The organism is Empedobacter stercoris (genome assembly GCF_025244765.1).
GTDB lineage: Bacteria > Bacteroidota > Bacteroidia > Flavobacteriales > Weeksellaceae > Empedobacter > Empedobacter stercoris.
In genome coordinates this window covers 2,429,333-2,450,131 of sequence record NZ_CP104209.1, presented here as the reverse complement: position 1 = coordinate 2,450,131, position 20,799 = coordinate 2,429,333, and the positions used below count along the sequence as shown (strand labels likewise).

The 20,799-nt window shown below is 33.1% G+C and carries 21 protein-coding genes; 5 read left to right on the top strand and 16 right to left on the bottom strand.

Features of this window, described 5'->3' with window-relative positions:
• The first annotated feature begins 6 nt into the window (after positions 1 to 6).
• Together NZD85_RS11595 and glyA are read left to right on the top strand one after the other, a co-directional pair.
• Positions 7 to 1,020 (top strand): IS30 family transposase, encoded by a 1,014-nt coding sequence (locus NZD85_RS11595; RefSeq protein ID WP_260541920.1) that lies wholly within the window; start codon positions 7 to 9, stop codon positions 1,018 to 1,020.
• 90 nt (positions 1,021 to 1,110) lie between these two features.
• Positions 1,111 to 2,385: a serine hydroxymethyltransferase gene (gene glyA, locus NZD85_RS11590; protein WP_260541919.1), complete on the top strand. Its 1,275-nt coding sequence runs from the start codon at positions 1,111 to 1,113 to the stop codon at positions 2,383 to 2,385.
• A 321-nt stretch (positions 2,386 to 2,706) separates the two neighbouring features.
• Here glyA and atpG read toward each other — a convergent pair whose 3' ends face one another.
• From atpG to NZD85_RS11550, 8 genes are all read right to left on the bottom strand, one after another.
• Positions 2,707 to 3,579 (bottom strand): ATP synthase F1 subunit gamma, encoded by an 873-nt coding sequence (gene atpG, locus NZD85_RS11585; protein WP_188319249.1) that lies wholly within the window; start codon positions 3,577 to 3,579, stop codon positions 2,707 to 2,709.
• 70 nt (positions 3,580 to 3,649) lie between these two features.
• On the bottom strand, positions 3,650 to 5,224 hold the full coding sequence (gene atpA, locus NZD85_RS11580; RefSeq protein WP_260541918.1) for a F0F1 ATP synthase subunit alpha: 1,575 nt from the start codon (positions 5,222 to 5,224) through the stop codon (positions 3,650 to 3,652).
• A gap of 11 nt (positions 5,225 to 5,235) precedes the next feature.
• Entirely contained in the window at positions 5,236 to 5,796 is a 561-nt protein-coding gene (gene atpH / locus NZD85_RS11575; protein ID WP_188319250.1) for an ATP synthase F1 subunit delta, read from the bottom strand.
• A gap of 2 nt (positions 5,797 to 5,798) precedes the next feature.
• Complete coding sequence (locus tag NZD85_RS11570) at positions 5,799 to 6,293, bottom strand: F0F1 ATP synthase subunit B (RefSeq protein WP_171623381.1); 495 nt, start codon at positions 6,291 to 6,293, stop codon at positions 5,799 to 5,801.
• Positions 6,294 to 6,389: 96 nt separating this feature from the next.
• Positions 6,390 to 6,599 carry an ATP synthase F0 subunit C gene (gene atpE, locus NZD85_RS11565; protein WP_013598300.1) on the bottom strand — a complete coding sequence of 70 codons (210 nt, stop codon included), beginning with the start codon at positions 6,597 to 6,599 and terminating at the stop codon, positions 6,390 to 6,392.
• Between the two features lie 53 nt (positions 6,600 to 6,652).
• Positions 6,653 to 7,789: a F0F1 ATP synthase subunit A gene (gene atpB / locus NZD85_RS11560; RefSeq protein ID WP_260541917.1), complete on the bottom strand. Its 1,137-nt coding sequence runs from the start codon at positions 7,787 to 7,789 to the stop codon at positions 6,653 to 6,655.
• 78 nt (positions 7,790 to 7,867) lie between these two features.
• The gene (locus NZD85_RS11555) at positions 7,868 to 8,248 is read right to left on the bottom strand and encodes a hypothetical protein (protein ID WP_188319251.1); all 381 of its coding nucleotides are present in this window, start codon (positions 8,246 to 8,248) and stop codon (positions 7,868 to 7,870) included.
• Between the two features lie 4 nt (positions 8,249 to 8,252).
• Positions 8,253 to 8,468, bottom strand: coding sequence for an AtpZ/AtpI family protein (locus tag NZD85_RS11550; protein ID WP_188319252.1), 216 nt, complete (start codon positions 8,466 to 8,468; stop codon positions 8,253 to 8,255).
• Between the two features lie 32 nt (positions 8,469 to 8,500).
• Between NZD85_RS11550 and dusB the strand changes: the two genes are divergently transcribed.
• Complete coding sequence (gene dusB, locus NZD85_RS11545; protein ID WP_260541916.1) at positions 8,501 to 9,496, top strand: tRNA dihydrouridine synthase DusB; 996 nt, start codon at positions 8,501 to 8,503, stop codon at positions 9,494 to 9,496.
• On the opposite strand, the gene NZD85_RS11540 is transcribed toward dusB, so the two are convergent.
• A complete protein-coding gene (locus tag NZD85_RS11540) occupies positions 9,497 to 9,850 on the bottom strand; it encodes a helix-turn-helix domain-containing protein (protein WP_260541915.1) in 354 nt (117 codons plus the stop codon).
• 138 nt (positions 9,851 to 9,988) lie between these two features.
• On the opposite strand from NZD85_RS11540, the gene NZD85_RS11535 reads away from it, so the two are divergent.
• A complete protein-coding gene (locus NZD85_RS11535) occupies positions 9,989 to 10,690 on the top strand; it encodes a hypothetical protein (RefSeq protein ID WP_260541914.1) in 702 nt (233 codons plus the stop codon).
• Positions 10,690 to 10,953 carry a hypothetical protein gene (locus NZD85_RS11530; RefSeq protein ID WP_260541913.1) on the top strand — a complete coding sequence of 88 codons (264 nt, stop codon included), beginning with the start codon at positions 10,690 to 10,692 and terminating at the stop codon, positions 10,951 to 10,953. Before NZD85_RS11535 ends, NZD85_RS11530 begins: the two co-directional genes overlap by 1 nt.
• A gap of 58 nt (positions 10,954 to 11,011) precedes the next feature.
• Here the strand turns inward: NZD85_RS11530 and NZD85_RS11525 are convergent, their stop codons facing one another.
• From NZD85_RS11525 to NZD85_RS11495, 7 genes are all read right to left on the bottom strand, one after another.
• Positions 11,012 to 11,308, bottom strand: coding sequence for a hypothetical protein (locus NZD85_RS11525; protein WP_260541912.1), 297 nt, complete (start codon positions 11,306 to 11,308; stop codon positions 11,012 to 11,014).
• An 89-nt stretch (positions 11,309 to 11,397) separates the two neighbouring features.
• Positions 11,398 to 11,781, bottom strand: coding sequence for a hypothetical protein (locus NZD85_RS11520; RefSeq protein WP_260541911.1), 384 nt, complete (start codon positions 11,779 to 11,781; stop codon positions 11,398 to 11,400).
• The gene (locus NZD85_RS11515; protein WP_260541909.1) at positions 11,781 to 12,845 is read right to left on the bottom strand and encodes a DUF2891 domain-containing protein; all 1,065 of its coding nucleotides are present in this window, start codon (positions 12,843 to 12,845) and stop codon (positions 11,781 to 11,783) included. The genes NZD85_RS11520 and NZD85_RS11515 overlap by 1 nt, the downstream gene beginning before the upstream one ends.
• 21 nt (positions 12,846 to 12,866) lie before the next feature.
• On the bottom strand, positions 12,867 to 13,901 hold the full coding sequence (locus tag NZD85_RS11510; protein WP_171623372.1) for an alpha/beta hydrolase: 1,035 nt from the start codon (positions 13,899 to 13,901) through the stop codon (positions 12,867 to 12,869).
• 111 nt (positions 13,902 to 14,012) lie between these two features.
• Positions 14,013 to 15,977, bottom strand: a complete 1,965-nt coding sequence (locus tag NZD85_RS11505) for a putative porin (protein ID WP_260541907.1) — start codon at positions 15,975 to 15,977, stop codon at positions 14,013 to 14,015.
• A 99-nt stretch (positions 15,978 to 16,076) separates the two neighbouring features.
• Positions 16,077 to 17,543, bottom strand: a complete 1,467-nt coding sequence (locus NZD85_RS11500; RefSeq protein ID WP_171623370.1) for a RagB/SusD family nutrient uptake outer membrane protein — start codon at positions 17,541 to 17,543, stop codon at positions 16,077 to 16,079.
• Between the two features lie 18 nt (positions 17,544 to 17,561).
• Complete coding sequence (locus NZD85_RS11495) at positions 17,562 to 20,702, bottom strand: SusC/RagA family TonB-linked outer membrane protein (RefSeq protein ID WP_171623369.1); 3,141 nt, start codon at positions 20,700 to 20,702, stop codon at positions 17,562 to 17,564.
• Between the last annotated feature and the right edge of the window lie 97 nt (positions 20,703 to 20,799).

Sequence of the window (20,799 nt, the reverse complement as noted above, 5' to 3'; positions counted from 1 at the left end):
TGATTTGTGAAAAAAATATATAAACAACTCGACCAGGAACAAAGATACCAAATTGGAATACTTTTGACAGCAGGAAAAAGCAAAAAAGATATTGCTGATTTAATAGGCGTACATAAATCTACCATCACGCGTGAATTACAAAGAAATATTGGTAAGCGTGGTCTACACGCAGGTAGCTATATTCCTGATTTGGCGCAAGAAAAAACAAGTTTAAGGCACAAACAAAAAAACAAGGCAGTAAAATTCACAGAGTCGCTTAAAAATCAGGCAGCTAATTGGTTAAAGAATGAACAACTAAGTCCAGAATTGATTGCTGTAGAATGGAAGTGCATGGGCGTTCAGGGTGTTTCTCTAGAATGCATCTATCAATGGATATGGGACTGTAAAAAGAGTAATCGCAGAGCTGACGCGCCCTATAAAAATCTGTATAAATTTTTAAGACATGGCAGGCGCAGATTCAAAAGAGGCAACTATAAACAAACCCGAGGTATAATCAAAGACAGAGTATCCATTGAGAAACGTCCAAAAGTAGTTGAACAGCGAGAAAGATTGGGAGACATCGAAGTCGATTTAATGATGGGGAAAAACCACAAATCAGCTCTATTAGTGATGACAGACCGAGCAACTTTGGTAACCACCTTAGACAAATTGCAAGGAAAAGACGCTCAAAACATTCAAGAATTAATCAATAAAAGAATATCCAGAATAGGTAGCAGCTGGATCAAAACCATGACTTTTGACAACGGAAAAGAGTTTGCCGGACACAAACAAATAGCCGAAAAACACCATATCAAAACCTATTTCACCCGACCCTACACCTCGCAAGATAAAGGAACTGTTGAGAACAGAATAGGCTTGATAAGAAGATTTTTACCAAAGAAAACAGACCTGAATTTAGTAAGTAACCTAAGAATCAAACAAATAGAAAAATTAATTAACAATAGAAGAGTAAGAAAGTTTGGCTATATTAGCCCTATCGAAAAACTAAAATCTACTTGGCCAGTTGCACTTATAACTTGAACATGGCTTCTTATTTTATAGCGAAAACATCGTATAGAAATTAGACGATAAAATCTTATATTTGAAACACAATAAATACAAACAATAAACATGGCACAAGATGTAATCTTTGATTTGATCGAAGAAGAAAAAGAAAGACAATTAAATGGAATTGAACTAATCGCGTCAGAAAACTTTGTATCTGACAATGTAATGCGCGCGATGGGTTCTGTTTTAACGAACAAATATGCAGAAGGGTACCCAGGAAAGCGTTATTATGGCGGGTGCGAAGTTGTAGATGAAGTAGAAACTATTGCAATAGAACGTTTGAAAGCATTGTTTAATGCAGAATATGCGAACGTACAACCGCACTCTGGTTCTCAGGCAAATGCGGCAGTTTACTTAGCTTGTTTGAAACCTGGAGACAAAATTTTAGGCTTCGATTTATCGCATGGTGGGCACTTAACACATGGTTCTCCCGTTAATTTTTCGGGAATGACTTACCAAACTTCTTTCTACGGTGTAGACAAAGAAACAGGATTGATAGATTACGAAGCAATGGCAGAAACGGCTCGCAAAGAGAAACCTCAAATGATTATTTGTGGTGCATCGGCTTATTCTCGTGATATTGATTACGCAAAATTCCGCGAAGTTGCAGACGAAGTTGGCGCTTTGTTATTAGCAGATATTTCTCACCCAGCAGGTTTGATTGCTCGTGGCATCTTAAACGACCCAATGCCTCACTGTCATATCGTAACAACTACGACACATAAAACACTAAGAGGCCCAAGAGGTGGCGTAATTATGATGGGAAAAGACTTCGAAAATCATTGGGGATTAACTACTCCGAAGGGAGAAATTAAAATGATGTCTCAAATTTTGAACGGAGCAGTCTTCCCAGGAACACAAGGAGGTCCTTTGGAGCATGTTATCGCATCAAAAGCAGTTGCTTTCGAAGAAGCGTTATCTGATGGATATATGGACTACATTGTACAAGTTGTGAAAAATGCAAAAGCATTAGCTGCAGCGTTGGTTGCAAAAGGATATAACATTGTTTCGGGCGGAACAGACAATCATTGTATGTTGATTGACCTAAGAAACAAAGGAATTTCTGGTAAACAAGCAGAAAATGCCTTGGTATTGGCAGAGATAACTTGCAACAAAAACATGGTTCCTTTTGATGACAAATCACCTTTCGTAACATCAGGAATTCGTTTAGGTACAGCGGCAGTTACAACGCGTGGTCTTATAGAAGCAGACATGCAAACAGTAGCAGATTTGGTTGACGAAGTGTTAATGAACATCGATAATGAAGAGGTTATTGATAATGTAGCAGATCGTGTAAACGAGTTTATGTCGTCACGTCCATTATTTCAAATGAAGTAATTCACAATTAAATCTAAGCAATTAGAATATAGTAAGCCTTGACATTTGTTCAAGGCTTTTTTTGTTCATATAAAAATGTCCTGACGTTTTAAGTAAAACCTCCTTAGGTTTTATGTAAAACCTAACTACGTTTTAATCAAAACCTAACTACGTTTTTAAAGACCTCTCTAAACCGCATTATTAGGGGTACTAATGATTGAATTAATTACTAAAGAGATTTCGCATAATTTCAGTACAACATGTCAATCAATAATAGTTATAAAAAAAGCAACTTCTTGTAAGAAGTTGCTTTTGTATTTAAAATAAGATAAGTCGTTTGTCTTATGCATTCAACGCTTCTGCCCCACCAACGATCTCTAAGATCTCGTTTGTAATAGCAGCTTGACGCGCTTTGTTGTATTGAATCTTTAATGATTTCTGTAACTCGCTTGCGTTGTCTGTTGCTTTATGCATTGCCGTCATACGTGCTCCGTGCTCAGAAGCATTAGCGTCTAACACAGCTTTGAATAATTGCGTTTTTAACGTTTGAGGAATTAAGTCTTTTAAGATTTCTTCCTTCGAAGGATTGAAGATGTAATCTAACTCTGCTGTATTGTTAGTTTCGTCTTCTTTTTTCTCTAAAACAACTGGTAAGAATTGTTCGTCTTGAACGATTTGTACGGCTGCATTTTGAAATTGGTTATATATGATTCTTATTTGATCATATTGACCTTCTTCAAATTTTGCAACTAAATCATCCGCAATCTCAGCTACATCTGCAAAGTTTAAATTATCCCAAATGCTTGATGCATTTTTATAGATAGTTTGTGTTTTACTAAAAGTATCGTTTGCTTTTTTACCAATTGTTAAAAGCTCTATTTCTTTACCAGCTAATTCACCAGCCAATAAAGCATTTACTTTTTTGATGATGCTCGAGTTGTATCCTCCACATAAACCTCTGTTTGAGTTAATAACGACTAATAGTACTTTATTAACTTCGCGTTCTTCTGTTAATGCACCTCCTACTTCAGCTTCTAAAGTAGAACTTACATTTTGTAAAAGTTCACGTAATTTATCTGCATAGGGACGTAACTGTACAATAGAATCTGTAGCACGTTTTAGTTTTGCAGCAGATACTAATTTCATAGCACTTGTAATCTGCATTGTAGAACCTACAGAAGTAATACGTGTACGTATATCTTTTAAATTTGCCATAATTCTATTTGAGATGAAGGATTAAAAGAAACTTAGAGATCAGAAACCTCTAAGTTTCATTTATATTTTATTAGTACTTAGAAGTAGTTTCAGCTACTACTTTCTTCAATACGTCTGTAATTTCGTCAGTCCATTTACCTAAACGGATAGATGTTAAAGTGTCTGCATATTTGTTTCGCATTAGCTCAACAAAATCAGCTTGCCACTCTTTCACTTTGTTTACTGGAACGTCTTTCAACATACCGTTAGTACCCGCAAAAATAACTGCTACTTGTTCTTCTACTGGAATTGGAGAGTTAACATCTTGTTTTAATAACTCCACGTTACGTTCACCTTTTCCAATTACGTTCATTGTTGCTGCATCTAAATCAGAACCAAATTTTGCGAAAGCTTCTAACTCGCGGTATTGAGCTTGGTCTAATTTCAATGTACCAGATACTTTTTTCATTGGTTTTGTTTGTGCAGAACCACCAACACGAGATACAGAGATACCTACGTTAATCGCTGGACGAACACCAGAGTTGAATAAATCAGACTCTAAGAAAATTTGTCCATCTGTAATCGAAATTACGTTTGTTGGAATATATGCAGAAACGTCACCAGCTTGAGTTTCGATAATTGGTAAAGCAGTTAAAGAACCACCACCTTTTACGATACCTTTCATAGATTCTGGTAAATCATTCATTTGAGATGCGATTGTATCATCTTTAATTACTTTCGCAGCACGCTCTAATAAACGAGAGTGTAAGTAGAAAACGTCTCCAGGGTATGCTTCACGTCCTGGTGGGCGACGTAATAATAAAGACACCTCACGGTAAGCAACTGCTTGTTTAGATAAATCATCATAAACAATTAACGCTGGACGACCAGAGTCACGGAAGAATTCACCGATTGCAGCACCTGCCATTGGCGCATATACTTGCATTGGAGCTGGATCAGATGCATTAGCAGCAACTACTACTGTATATTTGTCTGCACCGTGATCTTGTAATGTTTTCATAATACCAGCAACTGTAGACCCTTTTTGTCCTACTGCAACATAGATACAGAAAACTGTTTCACCTCTATCGTAAAATTCTTTTTGATTTAAGATTGCATCTAAAGCAACAGAAGTTTTACCTGTTTGACGGTCACCAATGATTAACTCACGTTGTCCACGTCCAATTGGAATCATCGAGTCAATAGAAACGATACCTGTTTGTAAAGGCTCGTTTACTGGTTGACGGTAGATAACTCCTGGAGCTTTACGCTCGATAGGCATTTCGTATAATTGTCCTTCGATTGGTCCTTTACCATCGATCGGATTTCCTAACATATCAACAACACGTCCTAACATTCCTTCACCTACGTTAATAGATGCAATCTTGTTTGTACGTTTTACTGTATCACCTTCTCTAATTCCTTTTGAAGGTCCGAAAAGTACAATACCTACGTTATCTTCTTCAAGGTTTTGTACCATTCCTTCTAACCCGTTTGAGAATTCTACTAATTCTCCGTATTGAGCATTGTCTAACCCGTAAACACGAGCAATACCATCCCCAACAGTTAGAACGGTTCCAACTTCAGCTAATTCAACTGCTGAATCAAAGCTTGAAAGTTGTTGTTTTAATATAGCTGAAACTTCAGCTGGATTTATTTCTGGCATTTCTGAAATATTTAAAATTTAGGAATGTATTCGTTTTTCGAAAAATCTTTTTTAAGCGTAGCTAACTTTGTTTTGATTGAAGAATCTACTTGATTGTTTCCTATTTTTAATACGAAACCACCAATTAAAGATGCATCAATTTTGTTTTCTACTTTTACTTGACTACCTGCTGCTAAAGTTTGTTTTGCTTTTGCAACAATGTTATCAATTGTATGTTGATCTAATTGTACTGCCGAAGTAATTTCCGCTGTTACAATATTATTTGCTTGATCATATAATGTGATAAACTGATCAGCAATTTTAGACAAGATATTTTCTCTACCATGTCTTACGACTAATGAAATGAATGTTTGAGAAGTCTTCGATAAAGATTTAAAAATCTCACTCAATACGACTTCTTTTTTCTTCGCATCAATCACTGGAGAATTTAAGAAAACTTTTAAATCTTCATTCTCTTTAATGATTTTGCGAACATCATTCATTTCAGCATACACTTCATTTGTTTGATTTGCTTCAAGTGCAAATTCCATCAAACCTTTAGCGTATCTATGTGCTGCTCTGAATCCTGCCATGATTAATTGAATTTTACTTGATCAATAACGTCATTAACTAAAGCTTCTTGTGCAGATTTATCTGACAATTCTTTTGTTAAGATTTTTTCAGCAATTTCAATTGACAACTGTCCAACTTGATTTTTGATATCAGCCATTGCTGATGCTTTTTCGTTTTGGATAGCTGTTTTAGCGTTTTCAATTAATTTGTTAGCTTCTACAGTTGCAGAATTTTTCGCCTCGTTGATGATATTTTCTTTCATTTCACGCGCTTCTTTCAAGATTGCATCACGTTCTGCACGAGCTTCTTTCATGATTTTCTCGTTTTGAGCGTTTAATAAAGCCATCTCTTCTTTCGCTTTTTTAGCTGCGTTTAATGCATCTTCGATAGATTGTTCTCTTTCTTTAACTGCAGATAAAATTGGTTTCCAAGCTAATGATCTTAACAATACTAATAAGATGATAAATACGACCGCAGTCCAAAAAATAAGACCAACTGAAGGTGTAATTAAATCCATTGTGTGTATGTATTAAATTTTATTTTTTACTAATTAATTTTTTAATGAATTAGCTTCAACAACCAACCGTTATTGAAGCTAATTTTAATTCAAATATTATCCGTTACCTAATAACGCAACTACGATACCGAATAAACCTGCACCCTCGATTAAGGCTGCTGCGATAATCATAGCTGTTTGAATTTTTGAAGCCGCTTCTGGTTGTCTAGCGATTCCTTCCATAGCTGATCCACCGATTTTACCGATACCTAAACCAACTCCTAAAACTGCTAAACCTGCTCCGATTGCTGCAATACTTCCTGTCATGATAATTGTTTTTAATTATTAAAAAATTATTTTATTGTTTTTTCTATTTATTCTTAATGATGATCGTGTTCTGCTACTGCTGTTCCGATGAATAAAGAAACTAACATTGTGAATACGAAAGCTTGTAATGCCGCTACTAATAACTCTAAACAGTAGATAAATAAAGCTAAAGGAATAGAACCTCCTGCCATTGCTTCTGTTTGGAAGATAAAGATTAACGAAATTAACGACATAATGATGATGTGACCTGCTGTAATGTTCGCAAATAAACGAATCATTAAGGCGAAAGGTTTTGTAATAATTCCGATCAACTCAATTGGAGCTAAGATAATTTTTACAGGAACTGGCACACCTGGCATCCATAACATGTGTCCCCAGTAATCTTTATTTCCTGAGAAGTTAATTACGATTAATGCGATTAATGCTAAAACAAATGTCACTGCGATATTACCTGTAACGTTAGCCGCACCTGGTAACAAACCTAATAAATTGTTGATCCAGATAAAGAAAAATAACGTTAGTAAGTAAGGCATAAATTTCGTGTATTTTTTCTCACCAATGTTTGGAATCGCTACTTCATCACGCACAAAAATAATGATTGGCTCGATGAATCCTGCGATACCTTTTGGTACCATATTTCCTTTTTTGTAGTTCGATGCAACTGCAGAGAAAACTAAGATTAAAATCACGAAAGAGATTAACATTGACGCTACATTTTTCGTAATAGAAAAATCTAATGGTTTTTCATTATCCAAGTGATACACTCCTTTCTCATCGATATGAGCTTGGATTGTTCCTTGTGCATCTGTTTTATAGATTTTTTCGTGGAAGTTGATGTAGTAATTTCCATTACTTTCAGCAACTGCCTCATTGTGATGAAATTTAGAAGACATGAAAACATGTAAACCATTATCCCATAAAATAACAGGTAATGCAACACCTACACTTTTTTCACCTTCTCCCCATAAATGCCAATCGTGTGCATCTGCAATATGATGCATAATACCAGGCACGGGATTAAACGTAGACTCACCAGATTTCACTTTAGCAGCTTCCTCTTGACTCTTTGCTTGCTCGATTTTAACTAACTCCTCAAACGTTTTTGGAAGATTCTCTTGCGAAGATGCTGCGTGCTGAGCAAATCCGAAATTGAAAAGTAATAAAAACGCTAATAACGCTGAAAATTTCATGTATAATTCCTTTGTTTCTAAATTGCGTGCAAAATTATAGTAAATTAACCACTTACCAAAGTCAAATGCTAAAAATCATTAAACTTTTTTTAACTTTAAATTAATTAAGCGAATAAACACTAAAACTTCGGCAAGCAAAATTACAAAATAACTTATAATTAATTGCACTACATTTGATTTAATTTGCTCATTCACAACAACCAAAGCTAAGACAACTGCCATCTTCGCTATCATCCCTCCCATAAAGGCAAAGCCTACGTATTCGGGAAATTTTATTTTCACAAAACACCCTACTTGAAAAATCATTAAGGTGATTAAGCCAATTATCAAATACATTTTGGGAACAATTAGCGGATTTTCGCTAAAACTATAGTGAGTAACAATTGTGTAATGAATCCCACAAAAAATTGTAACCATTACAATAAAAGCAAGTGCTAAAAGAATAAATTTCTTGATCATTTTATTATTTTTTTGGTAATTGCTTCAACATCAAATATAATCCTGCAAAAACACCCAGCAAAGATAAGCCAGCCGTCCATAAAGGCTGCGTTGTTTCGAACTTTTTATCTAAAAAAGTGCCCAACCAAGCAAACAAGGCAATCACAGCTGCCATCTGAATTCCCATAGCAGAAAACTTTAAATATTGATTTACACCTTCGGTCTTTCGATCTTGTTTCATAAGTTTTATGTAATTTTGCAAAAAATTATTTCGTGGTAAAGATAGGAAACATAGAATTACCAGACTTCCCTTTATTGCTTGCTCCAATGGAAGATGTAAGTGATCCGCCATTTCGTCGACTATGTAAAATGCATGGTGCAGACTTGATGTATACAGAGTTTATTTCTTCTGAAGGATTGATTCGTGATGCAATAAAAAGTCGTCAAAAATTAGATATTTTTGATTACGAACGTCCAATTGGTATTCAGATATTTGGTGGAGATGAAGAAGCAATGGCCATGTCTGCTAAAATTGTCGAAACCGTACAACCTGATATCGTAGATATTAACTTTGGATGTCCTGTAAAAAAGGTAGTGTGTAAAGGAGCTGGAGCTGGCGTATTAAAAGATATAGATTTGATGGTACGTTTAACAAAATCTGTTGTCGAAAGTACGCATTTACCAGTTACCGTGAAAACTCGTTTGGGTTGGGATTCCGAATCAATTAACATTTACGAAGTTGCAGAACGTTTGCAAGAAACAGGTATCAAAGCATTGTCTATTCATGGTCGTACACGCATGCAAATGTACAAAGGAGAAGCAAATTGGGAACCGATTGCAAAAGTAAAAGCAAACCCAAATATTGAGATTCCGATTTTTGGAAACGGAGATATTGATTCGCCACAAAAAGCAATTGCATACAAAGAAAAATATGGTGTAGATGGTGTGATGATTGGTCGAGCAGCAATTGGCTACCCTTGGATTTTTGAGCAAATCAAACACTATCGTGAAACAGGAGAATTGTTAGCAGAACCTACTATTATAGAACGAATGGAAGCTGCAAAAAACCACTTAAATTGGGCAGTTGAATGGAAGGGTGAGCGCACAGGGATTTTAGAAACTCGTATGCATTATACCAATTATTTCAAAGGAATTCCAAATTTCAAACCTTATCGTACAAAATTAGTTACGCATGATAACTTAGTTGATTTGGAAGCAACTTTCAAAGAAATTGAAGAAGAATTTATTCCGAAATTAGAAGAAATATAATTATTTCATTAATTTATCCAATAATTCTTTTAGATAAGTATTTTCTTCTTCTATTTTTTTTATTCGAAGTTCATATTGCTCTATAAGTTTTTCAGGTAATTGGTTAACTACATAACCATTATTTGTTCCTTTATTTTTTTGATAAAAGGATAAATTGTTATCTCCAGTTAAAAATTCTAAAACACTTACTCCTAATATTTTTGAAATTTCTTCAATTTGAGAAAAATTAGGAGTTGTTTTATTATTTTCAAAATTTGAGTATGTTTTTTGTGAAACTTCTAACATTTCAGCCATATAATCCTGTGAGAAATTCTTCTGTAATCTTGCTTTTTTTAATTTTTCTCCAAGTATCATAGTAATTATTTATTTTTAATAAATTCAAAGATAGGTATATTTATTCTTTTAGTAATATTTTTCTTGAATTAGTAAAATTCTATTATCAAATATAAGTTATTGCTTAATATTATTGAATAATAATTAATTAACTATAATTTGAAAACTAAAAATTTATCTCTTCAAGAAATTATTTCTTATGATTCACCAGCTCTAACAGCCATTATATACCATTGGAGAGAATACGACCAAGAAAGTGTTATACTTTCATATTTAGAATTAACAAAAAGGGATTATCAACTTTCTGACAGAGGTCATTTAAAAAAACTACATCAATTTGAGGAATTTCATAAAAAAACAATTGATGCACTCTCAAAAGAATATCTTGAAAATGAAGATATTGACAACTATACTGAATATAGTACAAAGTACAAAAAATTACTAATAGAAGAAGATAGAAATAAACCAAAAAATACTCTAAAAAACAATAAAACAATTTTTTCGCCGCTTAATATTTGTTTATTTATTGGGTTGTGTATAGGATGTTATTTACCTGTTAGTTTATTAATCAAAAACAATAGCACACCTAAATGCTCTGATAAAGAAGTTGTTTTAACTGTTCAAGAGTTATTAAAGGAGAAAGTTTCCTTCATTGACGATGGTAGAACCTTAACAAATATTGTAACCATTGAAAATAATACTGAAATGAATAATTGTACATGCAAAGCGACATTACCTGGTGTTGCAGTGAGAGCAACTTCAAGAGAATACAACGAATGGAATGATGGAACAATTGTTTATACTATTGAAAAAACAGATGATGGAGAAACTTTAGTAAGTTTAATTGATTTTTTAAAATAATGACAAATAAAGAATATATAAGCAAACTTGCTGATTTTTTAATTTCAACTAATTCTACAATGAATGTTAAAGCTTTGGCTGATTTATTAAATTGGAATAATTACAATACTACTTATGGAACAGAATACAAAGGCGAAAGAGGAACTTATACTCTGATTCATCATACGTATTATTGGCTAAAAGATCAAGGGTTACAAAAAGAAGCTGACAACGTAGCATTTGCCTTTAAAAAACCTGACGGTGGCTATGCATACGAAAAATAATAATCAAAAAAATCCACCAATTACTTGGTGGATTTTTCATTTAAACTTGAGACTATAATTAATTACAATTATCTACAAGCAACACTTCTTCTGAATTCAACGTATCATATTTCATCAATACAACTTCGTCCACGTCTGCTCTAGATCGTAAAGTAACTTCATAAACTTCATCATTTACAGGATATTGTATAGTTGCTTTCGGACGTTTAAATGTTCCGCTAGTTTCCACAACAACACCTTCTACACATTTCCCTGTTTTAGCCAATTGATCTTCTAATTGTCCTTTCGAATATTGACTATAACCAAAAGCTATAATGCCTAAAACTGCAAATATGATGTAAAAATATTTTTTCATAAAATTCAATTAATGTTTATTATTTGTATTTGTTTGAAACAAATTTAGAAACAATTCTACTTCAATAAAATCCCTATCATTAGCTAATTTTAGATGTGAATTCCTATACCTCCAGCTTCGCAAATAGGATTTGTATGCCAATCGGCATCATCATCAAAAAGTAGATCAAATTGGTGTTCTTGATAAAATTCCAATTTATCTTCACTATCGGTATAAATAATTTTATCCACGACACCCAATGTAGTCGCATCTGCAATTAAATCTGCATTACGACCTTCCAATTTCAGTTGAATATTCATCTTTAAACAATGCTTTACGTATTGCTCGTTACTTGTCCTAACCGTCATGATCCAGACATCATGTCCTTTTCGAATCATTCGTTGGGCTAACTGAAACAAAACGTCATCTGTCAACGTATCATCGTAATCAAACGCTACTTTCAATTTATAATTTCCGTCCTGATCCTTAAACATTATTTTATTTTTAGTTCTTGTTTTGTTTTCAATGCATAAAGTGCAAAAGTACCCAACCAATGACTTCCCATGTAATCGTCATTTGAAATATTATTTAATGAATAATTGAGGTGATTTTCTGCAATTTTATTCAACTGTTTTAATTCGGGTAATTTATGTTCAATTTGATACAAAGCTGTTGCACGACTAAAATTTAGTCCATCTAAGTGCACCAAATGACCATCTGTACGATCTGAAACTATTCCAGGATTCAATTCAAAATTCTTTTTAAATAATTGAGGTAAAAAATCTTTTAACCATTCTTTATAATCCTCTTTTTGTTGAATTTTTGACATAATCAATGCTTCTTCTAAACAAGCAGATAAAAAATCGGAACCACTTGGCTCGAAAGCAATGTTACATTTTGTATCTTTTCCATACAAACGATTTGCATGAGTTACAATCACTTTTTCGAACGATTTATCATTGACAGAACGTGCATAATCTATCGCTAAACTCAAACCAAAAGCCGTATTATCATGCGTTCCTGTACGAATTGGATAAACTAATTTCGGTAAATACTCTTTGTATCTAACAATAATCAAATCACTCAAAGGTTTCAGATTTTTTGTCCAAACTTGCGCATCTTTATCTTGCCAATTATTCAATTCCATTTGCAATTGTAACAACCAAGCCCAACCATAAGTACGCTCAAAATTCTTGTTATTTTTATCATTAAAAAAGGCCATTTCGACCGCAACATTTTCGGCTGTAATCAATTGATTTAACTCATTTCTAACTTCATTATTTTGATCCAATTCAGGAAAATTTTTCATCAATTTCACAATCGACCAAAATCCATGCACAGACGAATGCCAATCAAAACAACCATAAAAAATTGGGCGCAATTGCTTTGGCGTTTTCAAATCCTGATCACTTCCCAAAACATTTCCTAGTTTATTCGGATACTCAGTCTTGATACAATGCGTTGGTAAATCGAAAATTTTCTTTGCTTGATCTAAATTCAAATCTTGTGCAAAAGCAGTCGTCGTCAATAAAGTTGTTAAATAGAGTATTTTTTTCATCAAAATGTTTTTACCAAATTACTAATTTTTATTCGAGTCCAAGAATTTTTCTAACTCTTCTTTTGCTTGTAAACTTTCAGGAAAATTTTTCACATTTTGTTCAAAAAACTGTTTTGCTAAATCATTTTTCTTTTGTTTTACCAGATAATTTGCAACATTATTGATATACGTTTCTGTTGGTTGAAAAGAATAATTCAATTTTCTAGAAATCGTTTCAAAAGAATCCTTCACCAAATTTGGTTGATTCGGAATCTCTTTAATATTCACACGATAACCATCAAACTGCCAACGCAAATAATCAATCGAGCCAATCATCGGAACCGAACCATGTTCTTCGTCAATATATTGTTTGTAATGATAATTCAATGATTTATTCTTTGATGATTTCAAACGTTCGTCCACCTTTTTTATACTTTGATAATGGTCTCGTAAATGATCTGCATTTTGACTTTCACCAACTTGTGTTATCATGAAGAATCGATTCTCGAAAGAATGATTTTCTAAATTTTGATAAAGATTCAATAATTCTTTGTCATTAAACCAAACACTTGGATCGTGCGCAACATATCCATTGAAAGTTTTGGGATGGTTGTACAATGTTTTCAACGCAAAATATCCACCTAAAGAATGTCCAATTAACAAACGAAAATCATTCACACGATAATTTTTCTGCATAAAAGGAAACAATTCATTTTGAATAAAATTCAGAAAATTAACATCATTTACATGTGTAAAATCTTTTGTTCGATCACCATTTTTATTAGTAATTCCGACAATGATCGATTCAGACATTTCTGGATAAAATCCCGATTGAAACTTAGAAACTACGCCTGTTAAAAACGTAAAATTAGATTCGGCATCTAACACATAAATCACAGGATAATTTACTTTTTGAAGTTTATTATTATAATACGATTCGGGAAGATTCACCCAAATTTCTCGTTCAGTATTTAAGATTTTGGAATTTATTTTTTGGATTTCAGCAATTGATAATTTCTCTTGAGAAAAACCGATTTGAGAGAAAATCAAACAAAATAAAAGTAGGAATTTTTTCATGTATAAAATTTTTCTAAAAATAACTATTTAGAATTATTCTACACAAATGATTTTAGACAAAAAAAAACGACCTCATCTTGAAGTCGTTTTTCTATATAATTTGTAATTATTTTAACTGAAAATATTCCATTTCAACCCAAGTTGAAATTTAAAATCTCGGTACGGAACATTTGGTGCGGCAAAATATTCTGGTTCTTTAGTGAAAGAAGCATTGATATGTTCACCACGAATGTAGAAACGCATATTACGAACCTTGAAATTGATAAAAACATCCAAAATAGGATAACCTCCAATCTCTTGAATATTAGTTGGGTCTTGTATGGCAAATTCATTAAGTATCGGGATGTAACGTAATCCATTGTATTTCGTAAAATACGTTGCATTAATACCCGCTTGTAATTGTGCATTTTTATTAAATAATTCTCCTTGCCAATATAACGTTTCACGAATCAAGAAGTCTGGCAAAGGCATAATATTTTCATTCTTGGTTACTTTTTGATATTGAGCTGTCGAAACCAAATTTATTTTTCCGAAACGTAAATGATTTTCACCTTTTATTTTGAAATAATTGATATTATCATTTAGCTGTTTGTAAACTAAATCTGAATCCAGGTACACTTTATTGTCGAGATTGTAAAGAGATGCTTCTACTGTCGTATTTACTTTATCTAATTTTAATTTTGCAAATAAATTTTGAACATTTTCTGTTTCAAACTTGTTTGCGTAATTAAAATCGGCAAAAAAACTTTGATTATAAATGGCATTCAACGATGGAATCTTTGACTGTATAACCGCTCCTGCACTTAATGTATAACCTTCTATTGGCGTAATATCTAAAACGGCATCCACATTGTAGACACTTTTATAATTATCCGATTGCAGATACTCTACATTTCCGTAAAGTTTTAACTTTTCATTCCAATCAAAATCCACTTTTCCTACAACTCCAAAAAGATTTTCTTTTATTTCTTTAGGATTATTTACATTATAAATTATGTTGTCATCTTCATCCACTTTAGAAAAAATAAAAGGCTCTTCTGAAAACACACACAAACTCTGTAATTTAACTCCGGCCTCAATTTTCACACGATCGGTCCAAAGAAAACCAGCAGTTGTTGTATTCGACAAATCAGTAAAACTCTTTTTATTTCTGTTGTCAAGTCCTGTTATCAGAGGTGTATCATACAAATCACCATTTGGAGAGGAATCTTCGTATCGATATTTTTGTTTTTCGTAGGAAAACTTGTTCTTTAATTCGATCGGATTATAAAAAGTAGAATCTTTTTCGTTCAACTTTTTTAAAATTCCATACGACGCATTCAACTCAATTCGACGTGCATCAAATTCAGATTTTGCTGTTTGGGAATTTACATCGATATTACGAATATTTGTCTTTCTACGTTCATCTTGTAAAATAAAATCGTAAATATCTTTTATTCCACCGTTTTCATTATTTTTCAAATTCTGCGCTGCATAATTCCACCACAACTTGAAACGTTCTGATTTTGTTTTATAATTTGATGAAAATACGAATGTATTATTCTGTGCCTTTTCGTGTTTATAACGACCTTCAGAAATTAAACCTCGGTAATGAAAAGTGTAGTTGAATTGCTTGTTGATATTATGCGAAAATGTGGAAGACAAAAAGTTTCCTTCTTTTACGCCATTTTCGTAAATAAACTCAGTATAAGGCGATTTTACATCGTAATATTTGATCTCATTCGCATAATAATAGTTATACTTTTTACCTGTTGGCAACATCGATGGATTGAAAGGTGAATTTTGATATTCTAAATCCACAACAACACCTCCAACATTAGGATAAAATAATTTCCCAAACGCATCCTGCTTTATAAAGTTTTGGTTGTAATAGTTTTTGATATGCAATGTTGTATCAATAACTTCTGGCTTTCTGCCATTTGTCCAAAACTTATAATCGTCGATTTTAGTTTTAAAATACGTTATAGAATCATTCCCTGACGATCCTTTTAAAGGTTTTAAACTTTTTATCGAATCTTCTTGAGCTTGTGCTATCACAGCTCCCAATAAAAATAAACCAATGATTGTTTTTTTCATCCTGTTGAATAAATCGTTACAAAAGTAATCTAAAATTGAGAGATACAAAAAAACCCACTTATTTCTAAGTGGGTAAATGTTATAAAAAATTCTTACAACTTACTTCCAAAGTGGATGTTGAGTCATATTAGGGTTCAATAATCTTTCAGATAGTGACATTGGTAACACAAAAAATTTACTATCAGCTGGTATACTACAAGTATTGTTAGAAGAATTACAATTATCTCTCTTATCATACCCTAAGTTATTACGTTTTAAATCGTAAAAACGGTGTCCTTCTGCAATAAATTCTTTTTGAGCATCTAACAAAATTGCAGTAAGAGCATCACCTGTGTATGGTTTAGCATTTCTTTCTGCTGCGTGCTCATTAAGTTTTGCTAATGCTCCAGCATTATCTCCCTTTTTCGCCATGGCTTCCATGATAACATATTTAGCTTCTGTCATACGAAAGACTTTGATATTTCCATACCAATTCCCTCCCACACTACGAGGGTATTTTCTTGTCCAAACTCCACTCGGTGAGTCAGTATCAGGAGCCCCTGCTGTGTTCATTAAAGCTACACGCGCATCGTCATCATCTTTATTTGGTGTATCAACTCCGTCAAACAACTCATAAACCCATTTTCTAATTAATAATCCTTTATGAGTCCCTTGATTAGAATAGAATGTTGCAGGATGTGCATTAATTTGCAATGAGAATCCTGACTTTTGCTCTATCTCATAAATAGTTTCTGGTTGTTCTTCTGATTTTGCTTCAGATGTTCCTGTAAAGTAATCATATAGCTTATCATTCGTAATAACTTCAAAATTACTTGGAGATTTTTCTAATACTTCAGTTGCATATTGTATTGCTTTATCATAGTCACCAGAAGCACCTCTTGTCAAATAAACTTTAGATAAAATCAGTCTACCTGCAGTTGGAGAAAGAAATGTTTTAGAAGATCTAGCGCTTGGGTTCATTTCATTAATACCTTCTGTTAAATCTTTAATTATTTGATCATAATTTTCAGATACAGTATTTCTAGCAGGATAGTAATTTGGTGTTTCATATTTCATTAACATCAATGGTACTCCATCTTCTTGGTATTGACCTGACGTTGGATTAGAAGCGTACAATTGCATTAAATAGAAATAGGCTAATCCCCTTGCTATTTTCGCTTCTCCTTTGAAACTTTTTACAACATCTGTTTCAGGTAAATTATCGTCTAAAATTACAAAATTTGCTTTTTGTATCACATCATACAGTCCTCTCCAAGATCCAAATCCAGAATCTCCTGACCAGCCCATGCTCTGCATATTCTGATAATAGCCACTTGTTAAACTATTGCTAACGAAGACATTGTCTGACATTAAATCAGAATGAATTAGTAAATCTGCTCCGAATAATGAACCTGATGCTAATGATGTGTATATACTGTTTGTAGCCCACAACATTTCTTGTTCATTTGTTAAGTCTCCTGTATATATTTCGTCTAAAATAGGTTCTAAATCTAATCTATCTTCACTACATGAGTTTAACCCTAAAAGTGAAGTTGTTACAATTATACTTAATAATATTTTTTTCATAATGTGTTTCTAAGAAAATTAAAAATCTAATGATACTCCTAATGAAATAGATTTCATAATTGGTGAAGTATAGTCATATAATCCTTTACCTGCAGCACCTCCATAAGCATTAGAGTTTGATTCTGGATCAAAATCTAAATTTTTGTCAAATGTGTAAAGCCATAGATTAACACCTTTTGCATAGATTGTTAGATTATCTACTCCTGTACTTTTCTTAAACAAATCATTGAAAGTATAAGCTATTTTCACTTCTTTCAAACGAATATGATCTCCTTTTCTCACCCAACGATCTGAAAGTAATTCTGTTTCGTTTCCATGACCTGCAATCGGTTTTGGATTTTTAGCATTTCGATTATCAGGTGTCCAAGCGTCATATAATGCAGATTTAATTTGGTTATTCCCCATTTTAGATCCGTCACTTAAGATAAAGTTTTGCCACATATTGTGTACGTAGAAATCAAATTGTCCTGTGAAAAAGACTGAAAGCGTAAATCCTTTATAAGAAAAGTCATTTTTTATACTTGCCAAATACTTAGGGAAACCAGATTTTCCTAACCAAGCACTTTTTGCTTTAGTTCTATCTGTTGTCATTTCAGTTTTGGTTTCATCTGTCCACCATCTTCCTGCTCCTGTTTCTGGATCAACACCTGCCCATAAAGGAACATAATACTCACCAAATTCTCGCCCTACACTCAACGCTCTAATTCCGTTTCCTGAAATTCTTTCGATTGCATCAGGGCGATCAGGGAATAATGAAACTACTTTATTCTTGTTATAAGAGAATGTTCCAAAAATATTCCATTTGAATTCTTTATTAATAGGTTTAGCATTAATTGTAGATTCTATACCTTTATTTGAAAGTTCTCCAATATTTGCATAATATGAAGATGGATTTCCATGAACACCAATAATTGTCGTATTGTAAATTGCGTCGATTGTTCGCTTATTGTATACGTCTAATGTAATATCAAACTTGTTGAATAAATTAAAATCAACACCTATATTTAATTGTTTACTAATCTCCCAACCTAAATCTGGATTCCCTACCCTGCTTAAGCCAAGTGTGGTATTTGTTCCATACCCTGCTGGATTAATACTTTGTAAAAAGTATGTGTTATATTGTGGCCCCCATTGGTCTGCATACGGTATATTTCCGATCTCTCCATAGTTTCCTCTCAGTTTTAATTTTGATAATACATTACTATTTCCAAAGAAAGATTCTCTTGCTATATCCCAGCTACCTCCAATAGACCAGAAAATTCCACTTTTGTCATTCATACCTAACGTAGAGTTGGAGTCTCTTCTTAATTGTCCAGAAACCGTGTACTTACCATCATAAATATAGTTTAATCGACCAAAATAAGAAATCTGAGTCCATCTTAGGATATCATCACCAACTGATTTAGCTTTTGGATTTCCTCCATATGAAAGATATGGTAAAGGTTTAGTCAAACCAACAACTCTCGCCCATTCTTGTGTATATTCGTGCTCTTGGTATTCCATACCTACCCACGTTTGTAAATCATGTTTATCGTTGAATACTTTTCTGTAACTCAAAGAGTTTTGCCAGTTCCAATCAAAAACATTTGAATGTGCTACCGTCACAATACCTCCAGGTAATCCATCTGGTAAATCTTTATCATCCGGATCTGGTGCGATTTCTTGATTCTTACCATCTCCTACAGAAGGATCCCAATATTGTTTCTCTTTTATTCTTTGATTTTGAACACCAAACATCGAAAAGAAATACAAATTTTTTGCTAAGGTATATTCTGCATTAATCGAAGCTAAATACGTTTGAATATTTCCTTGTACAAAATCTACATTTTGAATGGCTAAAGGATTGAAATTCGAATTCCCTGCTCCTAAATTATCCATATTGTAAGATCCGTCTGCATTATAAATTGGATAGATTGGCAATACGCTAAATTGAGTTGTCCAAGGGTTACGATAAGCTCCTCCATCATCAAATGTTCTTCTTTTAACATTCGAATAATTCAGGTTAAGTCCTAAAGTTAACTTATCATTAATTTTATGATCTAATGCTGAATTTATACTTAGACGATTAAACTTTGAATTTATAATCAACGATTTATTGTCGTAGTACGATCCTCCAATACGGAAAGATGTATTTTCACTACCTCCACTCGCTGAAAAATTATACGTATTGACAGTAGACTGAGAACGTTGGATAGCTTTTCTCCAATCTGAATCTGTAACACCATCATATTTATATTGTGTATTAACAACATAATCTCTTGCAGCATCCATTGAAGAATAAACAGGATTACCATTTTTATCTACAGTATTGAAATAAGCTAAAGTAGCCCAATCAATAAATTCAGATGAAGTCATAAATTTTTGCTCATCGTATGCTATTGACTGTACTCCTGTATCACTTGATAAATTAAATCTTGTTTTCTGATTGTATCGTCCTTTTTTTGTCGTAATTACAATTACTCCATTTGCGCCACGTGCTCCATATAAAGCAGTAGCTGAAGCATCTTTAAGGACCATCACATTTTCTATTGCATTTGGATCAATTGAAGCCAATGGATTCCAAGACTCCATAATTCCCGCATTGTCTGCTCCTTTACCAACTACAACTCCATCAATTACATATAATGGGTTTGGAGTTCCAATAAGCGAGCCAACCCCACGAATTGTAATAATATTTGCAGAACCTGGATCTCCTGAATTAGATGAAAATGCTAACCCTGCAACACGTCCATTTAATACCTCGTCTACTGAAGCTGTAGGAGCTAATTCAAAATCCTCTTTCTTTACAATATCATAAGCACCAATTTTTTGTGCAGCATCCATTTTGATCCCACCAACTAAATTTACTGTACTTAATTCGATATTTTCAGATGCTTTTGAAGCGAATTTTACATCACCAAGCATTGTTGAAGTAACTTTAATTATCTTTTCTTCTCCCATAGAATCGATAATCTTCAATGTATCTCCTACTTTCGCGTCTACATTAAAATTTCCATCTCCATCTGTATAGACAGAAGCTCCTGTTCTTGTAACAATCACCTCTGCTTCTTCCATTGGAAATCCATTCGAGTCTTTTAAGACTCCTTTAACTTGAGCATAAGCCAAACCTCCCATCAAAAACATTGATAGAATGCCCAAAGAAGTAAATCTTCTCCTCATATTGTGTTAATTTTTAGTGCTAATTATTACAAATATGATAAATAAATATTTACAATGCAAATATTTTGTTAAAATTATTTAAAATTTACACAAAAAA